This is a genomic window from Pseudarthrobacter scleromae, from assembly GCF_014644515.1.
Taxonomy (GTDB): domain Bacteria; phylum Actinomycetota; class Actinomycetes; order Actinomycetales; family Micrococcaceae; genus Arthrobacter; species Arthrobacter scleromae.
Map to the genome: position 1 here is coordinate 405,424 of NZ_BMKV01000003.1, position 16,592 is coordinate 422,015.

At 66.1% G+C, this 16,592-nt stretch carries 16 protein-coding genes; 7 read left to right on the forward strand and 9 right to left on the reverse strand.

The features are described from left to right. Window positions 1-31: 31 nt before the first annotated feature. Window positions 32-1,567, reverse strand: coding sequence for an alkaline phosphatase (locus IEX33_RS10005; RefSeq protein WP_229675316.1), 1,536 nt, complete (start codon window positions 1,565-1,567; stop codon window positions 32-34). A 290-nt stretch (window positions 1,568-1,857) separates the two neighbouring features. Between IEX33_RS10005 and IEX33_RS10010 the strand changes: the two genes are divergently transcribed. The 4 genes from IEX33_RS10010 (at window position 1,858) to IEX33_RS10025 (ending at window position 5,827) form a co-directional block, all read left to right on the forward strand. Then, complete coding sequence (locus tag IEX33_RS10010) at window positions 1,858-3,645, forward strand: multicopper oxidase family protein (protein WP_188729774.1); 1,788 nt, start codon at window positions 1,858-1,860, stop codon at window positions 3,643-3,645. 181 nt (window positions 3,646-3,826) lie between these two features. Further along, window positions 3,827-4,471, forward strand: a complete 645-nt coding sequence (locus tag IEX33_RS10015) for a biotin transporter BioY (RefSeq protein ID WP_188729776.1) — start codon at window positions 3,827-3,829, stop codon at window positions 4,469-4,471. Window positions 4,472-4,481: 10 nt separating this feature from the next. Next, on the forward strand, window positions 4,482-5,207 hold the full coding sequence (locus IEX33_RS10020; protein WP_188729779.1) for an energy-coupling factor ABC transporter ATP-binding protein: 726 nt from the start codon (window positions 4,482-4,484) through the stop codon (window positions 5,205-5,207). Then, on the forward strand, window positions 5,204-5,827 hold the full coding sequence (locus IEX33_RS10025) for an energy-coupling factor transporter transmembrane component T family protein (RefSeq protein WP_188729780.1): 624 nt from the start codon (window positions 5,204-5,206) through the stop codon (window positions 5,825-5,827). Before IEX33_RS10020 ends, IEX33_RS10025 begins: the two co-directional genes overlap by 4 nt. A gap of 20 nt (window positions 5,828-5,847) precedes the next feature. Here the strand turns inward: IEX33_RS10025 and IEX33_RS10030 are convergent, their stop codons facing one another. Beyond that, a complete protein-coding gene (locus tag IEX33_RS10030; RefSeq protein ID WP_229675317.1) occupies window positions 5,848-7,026 on the reverse strand; it encodes a thiolase family protein in 1,179 nt (392 codons plus the stop codon). Next, on the reverse strand, window positions 7,016-8,422 hold the full coding sequence (locus tag IEX33_RS10035) for a class I adenylate-forming enzyme family protein (RefSeq protein ID WP_188729782.1): 1,407 nt from the start codon (window positions 8,420-8,422) through the stop codon (window positions 7,016-7,018). The genes IEX33_RS10030 and IEX33_RS10035 overlap by 11 nt, the downstream gene beginning before the upstream one ends. Before the next feature lie 59 nt (window positions 8,423-8,481). Here IEX33_RS10035 and ypfJ point away from each other — a divergent pair, with 59 nt between their 5' ends. Then, window positions 8,482-9,360, forward strand: coding sequence for a KPN_02809 family neutral zinc metallopeptidase (gene ypfJ, locus IEX33_RS10040; protein ID WP_188729784.1), 879 nt, complete (start codon window positions 8,482-8,484; stop codon window positions 9,358-9,360). A 164-nt stretch (window positions 9,361-9,524) separates the two neighbouring features. Here the strand turns inward: ypfJ and IEX33_RS10045 are convergent, their stop codons facing one another. The 6 genes from IEX33_RS10045 to IEX33_RS10070 all read right to left on the reverse strand — a co-directional run bounded on the left by IEX33_RS10045 (window position 9,525) and on the right by IEX33_RS10070 (window position 14,717). Continuing rightward, the gene (locus IEX33_RS10045; RefSeq protein ID WP_066275677.1) at window positions 9,525-9,857 is read right to left on the reverse strand and encodes a metal-sulfur cluster assembly factor; all 333 of its coding nucleotides are present in this window, start codon (window positions 9,855-9,857) and stop codon (window positions 9,525-9,527) included. A gap of 14 nt (window positions 9,858-9,871) precedes the next feature. Further along, the gene (gene sufC, locus IEX33_RS10050) at window positions 9,872-10,660 is read right to left on the reverse strand and encodes a Fe-S cluster assembly ATPase SufC (RefSeq protein ID WP_188729786.1); all 789 of its coding nucleotides are present in this window, start codon (window positions 10,658-10,660) and stop codon (window positions 9,872-9,874) included. A gap of 80 nt (window positions 10,661-10,740) precedes the next feature. After that, window positions 10,741-11,100 (reverse strand): non-heme iron oxygenase ferredoxin subunit, encoded by a 360-nt coding sequence (locus tag IEX33_RS10055; RefSeq protein ID WP_104187267.1) that lies wholly within the window; start codon window positions 11,098-11,100, stop codon window positions 10,741-10,743. A 22-nt stretch (window positions 11,101-11,122) separates the two neighbouring features. Continuing rightward, complete coding sequence (sufD, locus tag IEX33_RS10060) at window positions 11,123-12,409, reverse strand: Fe-S cluster assembly protein SufD (RefSeq protein WP_188729788.1); 1,287 nt, start codon at window positions 12,407-12,409, stop codon at window positions 11,123-11,125. Window positions 12,410-12,411: 2 nt separating this feature from the next. Further along, window positions 12,412-13,875 (reverse strand): Fe-S cluster assembly protein SufB, encoded by a 1,464-nt coding sequence (gene sufB / locus IEX33_RS10065; protein WP_104187272.1) that lies wholly within the window; start codon window positions 13,873-13,875, stop codon window positions 12,412-12,414. Then, window positions 13,875-14,717, reverse strand: a complete 843-nt coding sequence (locus IEX33_RS10070) for a helix-turn-helix transcriptional regulator (protein ID WP_377089429.1) — start codon at window positions 14,715-14,717, stop codon at window positions 13,875-13,877. The genes sufB and IEX33_RS10070 overlap by 1 nt, the downstream gene beginning before the upstream one ends. Window positions 14,718-14,822: 105 nt before the next feature. Between IEX33_RS10070 and IEX33_RS10075 the strand changes: the two genes are divergently transcribed. Both IEX33_RS10075 and IEX33_RS10080 read left to right on the forward strand, forming a co-directional pair. Continuing rightward, a complete protein-coding gene (locus tag IEX33_RS10075; protein ID WP_188729790.1) occupies window positions 14,823-15,791 on the forward strand; it encodes an ABC transporter ATP-binding protein in 969 nt (322 codons plus the stop codon). Continuing rightward, a complete protein-coding gene (locus IEX33_RS10080) occupies window positions 15,788-16,585 on the forward strand; it encodes an ABC transporter permease (RefSeq protein WP_188729792.1) in 798 nt (265 codons plus the stop codon). The genes IEX33_RS10075 and IEX33_RS10080 overlap by 4 nt, the downstream gene beginning before the upstream one ends. Window positions 16,586-16,592: the final 7 nt, after the last annotated feature.

A 16,592-nucleotide genomic window follows, 5' to 3' on the forward strand; every position in this document is an offset into this window, starting at 1 on the left:
GGCCATTCTGCGGTGGTAGTTCACGCTCATCTCAGCGCAGGACGCGCAGGGCCTGGCCCACGATGTCGAACAGGTCGGTGTTGTCCACGCTGCCCTGCAACTGTTCCGCACCTGGCCCGTAGGCGTATATGGGCACGTCGGCGCCCGTGTGGTTTCCCGAGGCGTAGGACAGCCAAAGGCTGGCTTCCTTGGAACCGTCCTTGACGTCGGCGGGGTCATTGGGGGTCCGGAAGGTGGCCGGACCGAAGTTCTTCGGATCCTCTGAACCTTCGCCGTTGATGATTCCGGTCGAGCGCTCCTCGTCTTTGAAGTTTCCGCCGTTCCGGGTCGGGGTGGAGCTGTTGGCGCTGTTCCCGAAATCGACGTTCGGTGGGGGCCCGGCTGCTTCCGCGTTCGTGAAGGAGCCCTTTTCAATAATGTTGAAACCGCCCGTTTCGTGGTCTGCGGTAACAATAACCAGGGTGTTGCCGTCCCTTTTCGCGAAGTCCAGGGCAGCGGCGACGGCGTCGTCGAAGGCTTTGACTTCATCCAGTGTCTGGGCCGCGTCATTGTCGTGGGAGCGCTTGTCGATCAGGGCACCTTCAACCTGCAGGTAGAAACCTTTACCGTTGCTCTGCTCCTGGTCCAGCAGTTCGATGGCCTTCTGTGTCATCTCCTGCAGGGACGGTTCCTCCGCCTGGGGTCTGTCCGGGTTGTCCTTCTTGGCCTTTTCGAGGGTCAGGTTTCCGGTATTGAACAGTCCAAAAACCTTTTCACCCGAGGCCCCGTTCAGGTCGGCGCGTGTGGCGGGGATCCGGCTCGACACAGACCCCAGGATCGAGTAGCCCTGCTCCTTCAGCGCGGTTTCATCCTTGGCGTCAAACCGGGCCATGCCACCGCCGAAAATGACGTCGGCGGTGCCATTGCGGGCGATCTGGTCCGCTATCGGGGTGACCCGGACATCACTGGTGGGCAGCTTGTCGCCGGTCACATCGGTATCCTGGCACGCATCGGCGGAGTAGTCCGGTCCCTGGCAGCCGCGGGCGAGGACGTGGCTCATCTGCCCGGCGGGCGTTGCATCGGTCACTTCGGCAGTAGAAACGTTGCCTGTGCGGTAGCCGGCCTGTTTGGCCAATTCCATGATGGTCGGCACCACAACACCCTTGGCGTCCACCCCGATGGCAGCGTTATACGTTTTCACCCCCGAGGCGAAGGCTGTGGCCGCAGCGGGGGACGCGGTGACCAGCTCCGGCACGAAGCCGGCCTGCCCGGGCTGGCCGGAGTTCTTCTCCACGGAATAGGTGCTGACCGAACCGTGGGACGGGAGGCTTTCCATCACCAGCCTGCCCTCGGCGCCGTAGTAGCGTTCCCTGGCCGCCGTGACATGGGAGCGGCCCATCCCGTCGCCCAGCAGGTAGATGACATTCTTCGCCGGCGATTGGAGGGCTGCGGGCGCCGGCCTGGTGGCAGTGAACACCGCGTACGCGACCAGCGAGATCGCCAAGACCGCGCCAAGGACGATCCACACGATCCCGCGTATCTTCCTCGGAGGGCCATCGGACATGAGTGCGGCCGGAACGTATCTCATGAGCGGGTCCTTTCCCAGCCGGGGGCGGAAGTCGAAATCGGCGTGGCTTTTTCGTTTCTCCTTCCAGCAGGCGCATCGTCGGTTACCAAAGAATCCACCCCCTAGACGAGCTTGTAAGACCACCATAGGAAGCAGTGACGGCGGAAGGAAGGAAACGTTTCCATCCTTCCGATTTCTTCAGCCAATCTTGAGGTGCCGTGAACCGCGGGCCCAACGGCCCTGTTCCAGGCCGCACCGGACTCGTACCGTCAATCAAGGGGGACTCATCTTTCGAGCGAAAAGAGTCCGCGATGTATCTAACCCGACGCCAGCTGTTGCAGGCCGGAGCAGTAGCCGGCGCCGGCATCCTGGTCCACCCGGATGCCGCACTGGCTGCCCGCACATTTGCCCGGCAGCCCGGTCCACTGACGATGTTCTCCGAGCAGCTACCCACGCTGGCCGAACTAGGGGTCATCGATATGCGGGCGGGCGGCCAGACCGAACTCTCCATGATCAACGCCGAGCACAACTTCCACAGCAAGCTTGACCCCACGGACACGTTCGCCTACCGGGCTGCCGGCGCGTCGCAAACGTACCTCGGGCCCGTCATCGTCGCGCAACGCGGCACCCCGTTCGCCCTCACTGTGCACAACCAGCTGGGAGAGCACCCGCTGGCATTCGCCGTCGACAATGAGCTGGTGCCGGCCGGCAGCGACGACGCCAACGCCCCGCGCACCTCGACCCACCTGCATGGCGGCAACACCAGGCCAGGGTCCGACGGCGGCCCTGAACAGGTCTTTTCCCCCGGCAGTTCCTACACCTACCACTACGACAACAACCAGGATGCCGCCGGGCTCTGGTACCACGACCATGCGCTGGGCATCACCCGCCTCAACGTCTACGCCGGGCTGGCCGGCGGCTACCTCATCCGGGATGCCCCGGGGCCGTCCGGCACCGGAATCGACACCGGAGACGGAACCCACCTCCCGCCGCCCCCATACGAGGTGCCGCTGATCATCCAGGACCGGATGTTCAATCCCGATGGATCCTTCGCCTACCCGCCCAATCCGGAGCTGACGACCAGCGACGGCACCCCACGGCCCTGGGCGCCGGAGTTTTTCGGGGATGTGGCAACGGTCAACGGAAAGTGCTGGCCGAACCTGGACGTGGACCGGGGAAAATACCGGTTCCGCGTGTACAACGGGTCCAACGCAAGGTTCTACAACCTCAAGTTCGTGGCGGGCGGAAACGCGCTCGCGTTCGCCCAGATCGGCACGGACGGGGGTCTCCTCGACGCCCCGGCAAAGCTCAACAAACTGGTCCTGGGCCCGGGCGAGCGGGCGGACCTTGTGGTGGACTTTGCCGGCCTGTCCGCCGGATCCAAGGTGGTCCTGGGCAACAATGCCCCCACCCCTTACCCCGACGGCCCGGTCTCGGCGAAGCAAGGCGGGGTTCCCCTCCGCGAAATCATGCAGTTCACCGTGCAAAGCCAGAAAGGTTATACGGCGCCGCTGCCCGAACAGTTGCGGCCCAAGCCCATGACGAGGCTGGCAGGCCTGACCACGGCGGCCACCCGCCAGATGACCCTCGTGGAAGTCCTCAATGCCGCGGGCATCCCCATCATGGCCCTGTTGAACAACCGCCCCTTCCACACCACCGGCATCACCGCCGTGCAGGGCGACACCCTTGAGGAGTGGGAGCTCATCAACACAACAGTGGACGCGCATCCCATCCACCTCCATTTCACCCAGTTCCAGGTCCTCAACCGCCAGCGCTTCGACGTCGGCAAATACCTTGCCGCCACCGGATACGTGGATCCTGCCACGGGGCTGGTGACGCCGGGCCAGGGCAACAGCGTGCCCGTCACGCCGTTCCTGATGGGCCGCCCCAAGGCGGCACCGGCCAACGAGCGGGGCTGGAAGGACACCGTAGTGTCAATGCCGGGAGAAGTGACACGGATCAGTGTTCCGTTTGGGGCGGGTGCAGCGGGTGGAGCACCCTTGGCCATCGGCTCCTCGTTCACAGGCGAGTACGTCTGGCACTGCCACATCCTCGAACACGAGGACAACGACATGATGCAGCGCTACGTCATCGAATAACGGTTGCCCCTTTAAGGCACCACATTCGCCACCACGCGGAAGGGAAAACCCACGACCTTTGTGCCCAGCATGTAGCTGCAGGCAACCCGATTAGTAGACCCCCTACAAAATGCCCGCAGTTCCGCACCAGTAACGTCGGCAGTACATTAGATTCCGCTTGTACAACCCCGACAGGACTGCCATGAGCAACACCGACACCGCCTTTAAGAATCCCGCCAGCACCGGGCGCCGCCGCTGGAACGCCACCGACCTTGGCCTGATCGCCGTCTTCGCCGCCCTGGTTGCCGGCGCAGCCCTGGTCCCCGGCCTGGCCGTGAACGGATTCGGCGTCCCCATCACTTTCCAGACGCTGGCCGTGATGCTGACCGGCCTGGTTCTTGGACCGGGACGGGCCTTCGCCGCCGTGGGACTCTACACCCTGCTGGGGCTCGCCGGCCTGCCCATCTTCAGCCAGGGCCGCAGCGGCCTGGGCATCCTCGCCGGCCCTTCAGCCGGCTACATCATCGCCTTCCCGATCGCTGCCTGCGTTGTGGGCTGGCTGGCCACCATCGTGATCCGGCGGACCACCAAGGCCAGGGCTCTGTGGTTCTTCGTCTCTGCCGCCGTCACCAGCGCCGTTGTGGTCCATTCCCTCGGCATCGCCGGGATCGCGCTGAACACCAAGGCTACCCTCGGGCAGGCTTTCCTGAGCGACCTGGTGTTCTACCCGGGTGACATGGTGAAGAACATCCTGGCCGCCGTCATCGCCGTCGCACTCCACCGCGCCTTCCCGGACATCCTGGTGCGCCGCGTCCGGCGCGGTGCCGCCCGGCCCGCGAAAGTCTAGGGGACCCGCCATGCCCGCCGTGACCCTTGATGGCGTGACGGTCGCCGTCGAAACGGACAGCGCACCGGAAATGAAAGTCCTCCTCGAGGCCATAAGCCTGGAGCTCACCGAACAGCGAATCGGCGTCATCGGCGCCAACGGCTCCGGTAAGTCCACAGTGCTCCGCCTGGTCAACGGCCTGGTCCAGCCGACGGAGGGCAAGGTCACGGTGGACGGCGCGGATACGGTCCGCGACGTCCGGACAGTGCGCCGGAACGTGGGTTTTGTCTTCACCGATCCGCTGTCCCAGCTGGTGATGCCCACGGGCCGGGAGGACGTGGAGCTGTCCCTTCGGCGCTCCGTCCGCAACGGTAAGGAGAGGCGGCAAGCGGCCGAAGCGGCACTGGACCGGCTGGGCCTGCTGGAGCTGGCGGACCAGAGCATCTACGAGCTGTCCGGCGGGGAACGGCAGCTCATGGCCCTGGCCGCAGTGCTCGCGGTGAACCCGTCGGTGCTGGTCCTCGATGAGCCGTCCACCCTCCTGGACCTCCGTAACCGTGAACTCCTGCGCAGGACCCTGGCAGGGCTGGACCAGCAGATCATCATGTCCACCCATGACCTTGAGCTGGCATTGGAGATGGACAGGGTGCTGGTCATCGAAAAGGGCGAGGTAGTGTTCGACGGCGGCGCGGCGCCGGCCGTCGACCACTACCGGACGTTGTGCCGCGACGGCCTGCCGGCGGGAAAACCGCGATGAGGGGCCACGGCTTCCTGCTGGCCAATTACGTGCCGGGACAGTCCTTCATCCACCGGGCACCCCTGGGGCTGAAGTTCCTCCTGGTCTTCGGTTGCGGCCTGGCCTCGTTCATTGTGGTGGACTGGCGGGTGTCGCTGGCAGTCCTGGCCGGGCTCTGCGGCTTGTTCCTCCTGACCGGAGCGGGCCTGAAGAAGCTCTGGGCCGCCATCCGGCCGCTCGCCGCCGTGCTGGCAGTCATCGGGGTGTTCCAGTGGTGGATGCTGGGAGCACCTACGGCGGCGCGGATTGTCCTGAACATCCTGGTCTGCGTGGTGGCTGCATCCCTGCTCACTGCCACCACTCCCGTGCAACGGCTCCTTGACGGAGTGGTCAGGGCAGCGGGCCCTTTCAAGCGCTTCGGCGCCGACCCCGAGCGGTTCGCCCTGACGATCGCCATCATGCTGCGGAGCATCCCCTACATCGCCGGCACCTTCGCCAATGTCCGGGACTCCGCCCGGGCACGGGGGCTGGAGCGCAATCCGCGTGCCCTGATCCTGCCTGTCTTCATCACCTCGGTGGCGTTTGCGCGCCAGACGGGCGAGGCGCTCGCCGCCCGCGGTCTCGGGGAAGCGGAAGACTGACGCCCCCGGGGCACCGCGTTTTAAAGCCGCTGGTATTCCAGCAGCGCAGCGGTGCCCATGCCGCCGGCGCTGCTGATCATGGCCAGCGCCAGGCTTCCCGGTGTTCCGGCCCGGCGTGCCTGGGCCAGCAGGCGGGTCACCAGGACGGCACCGGACGCGCCGTAGGCATGGCCCAGGGCCAGCGCGCCGCCGTCGAGGTTGGCCCGCTCAGCATTAATTCCCACCTGGTCAAGGCAGGCAAGCGTCTGCGACGCGAAGGCTTCGTTGAACTCCACCAGGTCCACCTGGTCCGCTGACACCTCCGCGGCTGACAGAACGTCCCGGGCTGCGGTGGCGGCGCCGACGCCCAGCAGTTCAGGATCCACTCCAGCCGTCCCGCTGCCCAGCACCAGCAACCCGTCCACGGCGCCCAGGGTCCGTGCCCGTTGCAGGGACGTGATGACGACGGCGGATGCAGCGTCGGCGTCGAAGCAGGAGTTCCCCGCGGTGACAGTTCCCCCGTCAACGAAGGCGGCGGCGAACCGGGCCAGGACGGCGGCGTTGAGCCCCCGCCTGGGGCCATCGTCCGCACCGGCAGTCCCTGCGCCCGTATCCAAGGGGACCAGCTCGTCGTCGAACACCCCGGCGTCCCTGGCGGCAAGCGCCAGGCGGTGGCTGCGCAGGGCAAACGCGTCCTGGCGTTCACGGCTGACGCCGAACTCCCGCGCCACGTTTTCTGCGGCCACGCCCATGTCCGGATCGCCGAAGCCGGCCGGCACAAACTGTGCCCGCGCGTAGAACTCCGGCCCGCCGTCGTCGTTCCTGTAGGCACGCAGCGGCGCTGTACTGGTGCTCTCTACTCCCCCGGCAAGGTACAGCGGGTTTCCGCCCGCAGCCACCAGCCGCGATGCCAGGACCACGGCGTCGAGTCCGGAGCCGCACTGGCGGTCCACGGTAATCCCCGGAACACTGACGGGCAGCCCTGCCTCCAGCAGGGCAAGGCGTGCAACGTTTCCCCCGCCGCCCACGGCGTTGCCGATCACAACGTCGGTGACTCTGCCGGGCTCCACCCCCGTTCCCGCCAGGAGGTCCCGGAGCACGGGCGCAAGCAGTTCGTGGGCACGCAGGCTCCGGAGGGCACCGTTGGTGCGGCACACCGGGGTGCGGCGGGCAGCAAGAATGACAGGCTGCCGGTCCGGCGGGAGCATCTCAGCTGTCAAGGCTGCGCACCCTGCGGTCCCGGGAAGCGATCCAGTCCAGCAGCAGGCTGCGGCTGACCTTGCCCCGGTCCGTGGTGGGCAGTTCGCTCAGCAGGTAGTACTGGAGCGGGCGCTTGTCCCGGGCAAGGAGGTCCTCAAGCCCGGCACGGAGCTGGGTGGCCGTGATGCCGCCATGGGAGGGAACCACACCGGCCACGACCCGTTCCCCGCGCAAGTCGTCGGGCATTCCCGCTGCGACGGCGGCGGACACGCCCGGCACCGCCGACAGTGCCAGTTCCACCTCATGCGGGTAGACGTTCCTGCCTGAGGTGAGGATCATGTCCGCGCGGCGGCCCAGGATGTGCAGCTCCCCTTCGGCCAGGTAGCCCTGGTCGCCCACCGTGAACCAGCCGTCAAAGGACTTCAGGGCCTCCCCGTCGTCACCCCAGAGGTAGCCGTTGCTGACCATGGCGCTGCGGATGCAGATGTTTCCGGACTCCCCGTCGGGCAGCGGCTGCCCCGAGTCATCGAGGATCCGCACGTCCACACCCGGAAACGCCCGGCCGATCCCCGTTCCACCCAGTACTGCCGGCTGGCTGGCGGCCAGCCCCGCCCCCGAGACGAAACTCAGTTCCGAAGCACCGTAATACTCGAAGATGGTGGCATTCGGGGCCCAGCGGCGGGCAGCCTCAAGGGTCCGCGCGTCCAGCTTCGAGCCGGCACAGATGATGGTCCGCACGCCGGAGGCGTCCACGCAGCCGGTCAGGCCGCGTTCGCTGAGCATCCGCAGCATGGTGGGCACCAGCACCAGCCGGGTGACGCGGTCGTGGGTGATGGCGGCGTGGACGTCGCCCACGTCAAAGCTTTCCAGGGTTTGGAATTCCGACCCTGCATAGAGGCATTCGGCCAGCGCGTACAGGTTGAGGCTGGCGGCAAGGGGACCCGGTGCCAGGGTCACATCGTCCGCACGGAGCCCGAAGAATTCGATGGAGGCCTCAAAGGATTCCTGCCAGGACCGCCGGGACCGCGTGAAGGCTTTTGGAATAGACGTGGTACCGGACGTGAGCCCGATCAGGAAGGTGGACCCGGGATCGCCGTCCGCGAGCTCGTCATCCGGGGACACCGCCGCGGGTTGGGCGCACGCGTCCACGCGCCGCTTCATGTCCTCCTGCAGCGGGCGCGGCCAGGCAGGATCGAGGACGGCGCATTGGCGTCCCGCGGCAACTGCCGCGGCAAATTTCGCCGCGAAGTCAACCGAGTTGGCCTCGCACAGGGAGGTCACGGATTTGGTGTGGGGTACCAGTGCCGCAGCGGAGTCCCGGAGCTCCGCCCAGGAGAGGCGGCGCCCGGCAATCACGACGGCGGTGTCGTGGGGCCGTTCCTCGGCCCAGCGCTGGATTCTGTTCAGGAAAGGCATCGGATCAACTTTACCGGCCGGCACCGGTTGAGCTTCTGGTCCGCGGGTATTGTGACTTTATGAGTTTCAACGACAATGTGCAGCTGGATCCCTCCCAGGTCCAGGACCGGCGCGGCATGGGCCGGGGAGTCAAAGTGGGCGGCGGGATCGGCGGTGGGCTCATCCTTCTCATCGCGGCACTCCTGGGTGTCAATCCACAGTTGCTGGAGGGCCTGGCCGGGGCCGGGCAGGAGTCGCAGAGCCAGGGCACGGCTCCCGCCTGCCTGACAGGAGCGGACGCCGATGCCCGGGTGGACTGCCGCATCACCGGCACCGTGAACAGCCTGAACGCCTTCTGGCCCGCCTACCTGCAGCAGTACAACGTCCAGTACCCGCAGCCGGAGACAGTGATCTTTGAGCAGGGTGTCAACACCGGCTGCGGCACGGCCTCCAGTGCTGTTGGACCCTTCTACTGCCCCACCGACACCACCGCGTACTTCGACCCCGGATTCTTCCAGGAGCTGGTGGACAGGTTCGGCTCCTCGGGTGGACCCCTGGCGCAGGAATATGTGGTGGCCCACGAGTTCGGGCACCACATCCAGAACGTGCTGGGAAACCTCGACCAGGCCCAGCAGGATCCGCAGGGACCTGAATCCGGCGCCGTGCGCGTGGAACTGCAGGCCGACTGCTACGCGGGCCTCTGGGCCAAGCATGCATCAACCCAGCCCGGGCCCGACGGCCAGCCGTTCCTGGAACCCCTCACCCAGCAGGACCTGAACGACGCCCTGTCCGCCGCTTCCGCTGTTGGTGATGACCGGATCCAGGAAGCGGCCACCGGGCGGGTCTCCCCGGAGGCGTGGACCCACGGCTCCAGCGAACAGCGCCAGCGCTGGTTCTATAAGGGCTACGAGACCGGCGACATCAACCAGTGCGACACGTTCTCGGCACCCACCCTGTAACCCCAGAGAACGACGACGGCCGGTTACCTTCGCGATGAAGGTAACCGGCCGTCGTCGTACCTGGGCCCACGCTACCGAGGGGCCCCAATCGAGCTTGCGAGATTGGGGAGGTAGTGGGGAGGTTCCCTAACTGAGCGAAGCGAGTTTAGGGAGGCGGTGGGGATCTAGATGTTGAAGCCGAGGGCCCGCATCTGGTCCTTGCCGTCGTCGGTGATCCGTTCCGGACCCCATGGCGGCATCCAGACCCAGTTCAGGCGCCAGTCATCAACAACGCCGTCCAGGGCCTTGCCCACCTGCTCCTCGAGCACGTCGGTGAGCGGGCAGGCTGCGGTGGTCAGCGTCATGTCGATCAGCAGTGCGCCGTCGTCGTCCGAGTACTTCAGGCCGTACAGCAGGCCCAGGTCAACGATGTTGACGCCGAGTTCGGGGTCGATGACATCCTTCAGCGCCTCCTCGACGTCCTCAAGGCTCGTGCGTGCCGCGTTGATTTCGGTCATGGCGAAAGTCCTTACTAGGCCTGCGCCACGGCGGGTGCAGCGGCTGCGCCGGCACCCTTGGCGTAGCGGTCGTAGCCTTCTTCTTCGAGGCGGTCGGCAAGCTCCGGGCCGCCTTCCTCAACAACCTGGCCGTCCACGAACACGTGCACGAAGTCAGGCTTGATGTAGCGCAGGATGCGGGTGTAGTGCGTGATGAGCAGGGTGCCCATCTTGCCTTCGGCGTGGGCGCGGTTGACGCCCTCGGAAACAACCTTGAGCGCGTCAACGTCCAGGCCGGAGTCGGTCTCGTCCAGGATGGCGAACTTGGGCTTGAAGAGTTCCAGCTGGAGGATTTCCACCCGCTTCTTCTCGCCGCCGGAGAAGCCCTCGTTGACGTTGCGCTGGGCGAAGTCGGCGTCGATGCGCAGCTGCTCCATGGCAGCCTTGACGTCCTTGGTCCAGGTGCGGAGCTTGGGGGCTTCGCCGTCGATGGCGGTCTTGGCGGTGCGCAGGAAGTTGGTCATGCTCACGCCGGGGACCTCCACCGGGTACTGCATGGCAAGGAAAACGCCGGCGCGGGCACGCTCGTCAACGCTCATTTCCAGGACGTCTTCGCCGTCGAGGGTGATGGAGCCGCTGGTGACGTTGTAGCGCGGGTGTCCTGCGATGGTGGAGGCCAGCGTGGACTTGCCGGAGCCGTTGGGGCCCATGATGGCGTGGGTTTCGCCGGTCCGGATGATCAGGCTGACGCCCTTCAGGATTTCCTTGGTGCCCTGCTCCGTCTCAATGCTGACGTGCAGGTCCTTGATCTCAAGAGTAGACATGTGTCTTGTTCTCCTCTGCACCGGGCCTGGGCGGCGGCGGTGCGGTCTCTGTCTGGAAGTTGGTTCGTAATTCTGTGGTGCTAGCTGAAGTTGGGAGCCTCGGCGCCGTTGAGGACATTGGTGACGTCCACATAGACCTCGTCCCCGACGATCTCGACGGCGAACACCGGGACCGGATCGTAGGCCGGGAGCTGCAGCGGTTCACCGCTGCGCAGGTCGAACTGTGAGCCGTGGCCCCAGCACTCGATGGCGCAGCCCTCCACCTCGCCCTCGGACAGCGAAATGTCCGCGTGCGAGCAGGTGTCGCCAATCGCGTGGATCTCCCCCATGGAGTCTTTGACGATCGCCACCGGGTAGTCATCAATCAGGATCCGCAGCGCCTGCTTCAGCTGGATTTCATCCGCCTTGCAGACAAGCTCGCCCTTTGGCTGGTCAGTCATCTGTAACCGTGCTCCGTGCCTTCTAGTTGTCCGTCAGAGCGAGTTCGTGCTCAACAGCCTCGGTCAGCCGCTCCTCGATGGAGGGGACCTTGATCTGCTGGATGATCTCATTCAGGAAGCCGCGGACCACCAGTCGGCGGGCAACATCCTCAGGGATGCCGCGGGCCATGAGGTAGAACAGGTGCTCGTCATCCATCCGGCCGGTGGCGCTGGCGTGGCCAGCACCCTCGATCAGCCCGGTCTCGATTTCGAGGTTGGGCACGGAGTCGGCACGGGCACCGTCTGTCAGCAGCAGGTTGCGGTTGGCCTCGTAGGTGTCGGTGCCTTCGGCTTCCTTGCGGATCAGGACGTCGCCAACCCACACGGCGTGGGCGTTGCGGCCCTGCAGTGCACCCTTGTAAAGCACGTTGGACTTGCAGTTGGCCACTGCGTGGTCAACGAACAGGCGCTGCTCCAGGTGCTGCCCGGCGTCGGCGAAGTACAGGCCGAACATCTCGGCCTCGCCGCCGGGGGCGGTGAAACGGGCCGACGGCGTAACGCGGACCAGGTCGCCGCCGAGGCTCACCATGACGTGCTTGAGCTTGGCGTCGCGGCCGATCTTCGCCTGCTGGGAGGAGGCGTGGACGGCGTCGTCGTTCCATTCCTGGAGCGTAATGACCGTCAGGCTCGCGCCGTCTTCGACGATGATTTCGACGTTTTCGGAGACGATGGCGGATCCCCGGTGGTTCAGGACAACAACTGCCTTGGAGAACTTCTCCGCAACAATCACCAGGTGCTGGGCAGCCGGGTCCAGTGAGGTGCCTTCAATGTCGACGCTGACTTCCGTGAGCGCTTCGAACTCGGAGGGGATGGTCACCACGGTGGCGCCGGCGAAGTTCTCCCAGGCGTTGGCGGAGACGCGGTCCTCGGGGATGCCCGCGGTGCCGATGCGGCGGTCATCGCGGCCGACGCTCTCCACGGTGATTTCCTCCGGACCGGTGACGACGACGGTGGGTGCCGCGCCGGACAGGACCTCGGAGTGCAGCCCGCGGAGGCGCTTAAGCGGGGTGAAGCGCCAGTCTTCCTCCATGCCGGTGAGCGGCTTGAAGTCGGCAAGCTTGTAGGACGTCAGGCGGCCGGCGCGCGAGCTGTCCGGAACACCGACGCCGCCGCCGTGCGAGTGGCTTTTCGCCGCAGCGCCGGCCAGCGGGGCCTTGGCGCCTGCCGCGTTGATGGGCGAGAGGCTTTCGCCTTCTTCGGTGAAGCCGTCGATGAACGGCTGGGCTGAAGGCGCGCCGATGCGTGCCTTTTCAGTAGTGATTTCAGTCATCGTTATCCGACGGACCCTTCCATCTGCAGTTCAATCAGGCGGTTCAGCTCAAGTGCGTACTCCATGGGGAGTTCGCGGGCAATCGGCTCGATGAAGCCGCGGACGATCATCGCCATGGCCTCGTCTTCGCGCATGCCGCGGGACATCAGGTAGAAGAGCTGCTCTTCGCTGACCCGGGAAACAGTTGCCTCGTGGCCCATCACAACGTCATCCTCGCGGATGTCGATGTACGGGTAGGTGTCCGAGCGGCTGATCGTGTCAACGAGCAGCGCGTCGCAGCGGACGGTGTTGGCCGAGTGCTTGGCGCCTTCGCGGACCTGCACCAGGCCGCGGTACGCCGCACGTCCGCCGCCACGGGCCACGGACTTGGAAATGATGGAGCTCTTGGTGTTGGGCGCAATGTGCACCATCTTCGAGCCGGTGTCCTGGTGCTGGCCTTCGCCGGCGAACGCGATGGACAGCGTCTCGCCCTTGGCGTGCTCGCCCACGAGGTAGACGGCAGGGTACTTCATGGTGACCTTGGAGCCGATGTTGCCGTCGACCCATTCCATGGTGGCGCCCTCTTCGCAGATGGCACGCTTGGTCACCAGGTTGTACACGTTGTTGGACCAGTTCTGGATGGTGGTGTAGCGGACGCGGGCGCCCTTCTTCACGATGATCTCCACCACGGCGGAGTGCAGCGAGTCCGAGGTGTAGATCGGCGCGGTGCAGCCTTCGATGTAGTGGACGTAGGAGTCCTCGTCCGCGATGATCAGGGTCCGCTCGAACTGGCCCATGTTTTCCGTGTTGATGCGGAAGTATGCCTGCAGGGGGATGTCCACGTGGACGCCCTTGGGGACGTAGACGAAGGAGCCGCCGGACCAGACGGAGGTGTTCAGCGACGCGAACTTGTTGTCGCCCACGGGGATCACCGTGCCGAAGTACTCCTGGAAGATCTCGGGGTGTTCCTTGAGCGCGGTGTCGGTGTCCAGGAAGATGACACCCTGCCGCTCAAGGTCCTCACGCAGCTGGTGGTACACCACCTCGGACTCGTACTGGGCGGCGACACCGGACACCAGGCGCTGCTTTTCAGCTTCGGGGATGCCCAGCTTGTCGTACGTGTTCTTGATGTCCTCGGGCAGGTCTTCCCATGTGGCAGCCTGCTTCTCCGTGGAGCGGACGAAGTACTTGATGTTGTCGAAGTCGATGCCGGAAAGGTCCGCACCCCAGGTGGGCATGGGCTTGCGGTCGAAGTACTTCAGGCCTTTGAGGCGGAGGTCAAGCATCCACTCCGGCTCGCTCTTCTTGGCCGAAATGTCCCGGACCACTTCTTCGTTGAGCCCACGGCGTGCGTTGGCGCCGGCGTCGTTCTTGTCGGCCCAGCCGTACTCGTAGTTGCCGATGCCGTGAAGCTCGGGATTCTTCTCGAGAATCTCCGAGATCACAGTGTTTTCGGCTACTGCTTTCTCTGATAGTTGGTCCGTCATCACGGCCTTTCTTGCTGATGGTTGTTTTCTTCAGTCAGGCTGGCGGGGGCTGCCGGGGGCGTTGTGGGCCCTCCGGCAGACAGCCGGCCTGTGGGTATATGGGTGGTGCAGACGTGGCCGCCGCGGGCCAGGGTGGAAAGCCGGCGCACGTCAACGCCCACCAGCCTGGAGAAGACTTCGGTTTCCACGTCGCAGAACACGGGGAAGCGGGCCGCGAGCTGCTGGATGGGGCAGTGGCCCTGGCAGAGCTGGACGCTGGAAAGCGCGGCGGGCAGCGGAGCTTTGGCTTCTATGGAGGCTGCCGATGCCACGAAGTTGTCGCGGCTCAGGGCGTCCGCCAGGGCCTTGGCGCGGTCGGTGATGTCCGGGCCGGCCTGGTCGATTTCCGGGGCGTACCGGCGTTCCATGTCGGCGAAACGCTCGACGGCGAAGGCCCGCACGGCGTCCGGACCGGCTACCTTCTGGAGCTGCTGGAGGGCGAGGGCGGCAATGTCGAGGTAGTCGTTGCCGAGGCTCGACTGGCCCTGGGAGCTGAGCACGTAGCGCCGTGCCGGACGGCCTGCGCCGCTGCCGGACTTTGCCACCCGCTTGACCTCGATGACGCCGGCACGGGACAGGTGGTCCAGGTGCCTGCGGACGGCGGCCGGGGTGAACCCCAGGAGGTCGCCCAGTTCGGCTGCGCTGACGGGCCCGTGTTCCAGGACGGCAGCGAGGACGCGGTCGCGCGTGCGCTCGTCGGCGTCAGCTACCGGCCCGGCGGGCAGGGCGCCGCGTTCCGCTGTAACAGCGGAGGCCCCGTGCCGGGCAACAGGCACAGCAGTAGCGTTGGTCATGGAATACACAACACAATAGTGTCGTAATTTAGTCCCGCATTCCAGTAAGGCGAGGCTGACCTGACCCGGCAGGCAGCGGACTGCCGGCAATACTACTTCCCGTAGAATACTGGGGTGCGATCGCCCCTGTCCCCCGTCCTGTCCATCAACGGGCTCATTAAAGATGTAGGCCCGCTTTCCAGCATGGACGGAAGAATGCTCCGGGTGGTGAGCGGCGTCTCGCTCTCAGCCGGGCGCGGGCAGGTCACAGCCCTGCTGGGTGCCAACGGCGCCGGTAAAACCACCACCCTGGAATGCGCGCAGGGCCTTCAGAAGCGCAGCGGCGGGAGCATCTCGCTGCTCGGCCAGGACCCCGCAACGGCCGGGGCGGAACTGCGCTCCCGCGTAGGCGTGATGCTGCAGGACGGCGGCCTCCCGCCGTCGGCCAGGCCCGTCCCCCTGCTGCGGCACATTGCCGGCCTCTACGCCCACCCGTGGCCCGTGGACGACCTCATCCAAAGGCTCGGCATCGACACCTTCAGCCGGACCACCGTCCGCCGGCTTTCAGGCGGGCAAAAGCAACGCCTGGCCCTCGCGGCCGCCCTGGTCGGAAGGCCGGAGGTCCTCTTCCTCGACGAACCCAGCGCAGGACTGGATCCGCAGTCCCGCCAACTGGTGTTCGAGCTGATCGGCGAGCTGCGCGATGCGGGAATGGGCATCATCCTCACCACGCACCTGATGGATGACGCCCAGCGGCTGGCTGACTACGTCTACATCATTGACGGCGGCCGCAATGTCGCCGAAGGAACAGTCCAGGAACTGCTGCAGCGCGGACCCGCCGTCGACGCCGGCGCTGACCACGTGCGCACCCTCACCTTCGACGCGAAGCCGGGACTGGACCTGTCCGGCGTCCTGCCCGCCGACGTCGTGGTCCTGGAGGAGCGGGCCGGAAGCTACACCGCCACGGGAACCTTGACTCCCCGGCACCTTGCCATGCTCGCCGAATGGTGGGCAGCGCACGACGTCATGCCCGCCGCCATGTCGTTGCAGGCGCGTAGCCTTGAAGACGTCTTTCTGGACATCTCGGGAAAGGACATCCGATGAACCCGACCCCCGCGGGCACCGCTCCCGCAGCAGGGGCCGGAGCACCCGCCCGGCAGCAGCCCGCATCCCTGCTCCGGCGCATCCTGCTGCAGGGCAAATACGAGGCGCTGGCGATGCTGCGGAACGGCGAGCAACTGATCCTCGCTGTGGTCCTGCCGCTGCTGGCGCTCGTTGGCCTGACAGTGACCCCGTTCCTGGACGGCCTGGGGCCGAGCCGCATCGACGTGGCGGTCCCGGGGATCCTTGCCCTCTGCGCCATGTCCACAGCCTTTACGGGGCAGGGCATCGCCACGGGCTTCGACCGCCGGTACGGTGTGCTGCGTTTCCTGTCCACCACTCCCCTGGGCCGGGGCGGGCTGATCGCCGGCAAGGTGCTTTCCGTGCTGGCGGTGCTCTGCCTGCAGGTTTGCGTGGTGGCTGCGGTTGGGCTTGGCCTCGGATGGCAGCCGACGGCGGCCGGCTGGGTCCCCGGGCTGCTCCTCCTCGCGCTGGGCGCGGCGGCCTTTACCGCCCTGGGGCTGCTGGTGGCCGGAACCGTCCGACCCGAAGCAACCCTGGCAATCACCAACCTGCTCTGGATCCTCCTCGGGGCCCTGGGCGGGATCGTGATTCCTGCGGAACGCCTGCCCGCCGCGGCCCAGCAGGTCGTTGGACTCCTGCCCTCGGGCGCACTCGGTGAAGCCCTGCGGGACGCCTTCCTGCACGGTGCGCTGAATGGCGCCGCCTCCCTCATACTGGTGCTCTGGACACTTATTGCCGGGGCCGCAGCAATCCGTTGGTTCAAGTGGAATTGAGATACTC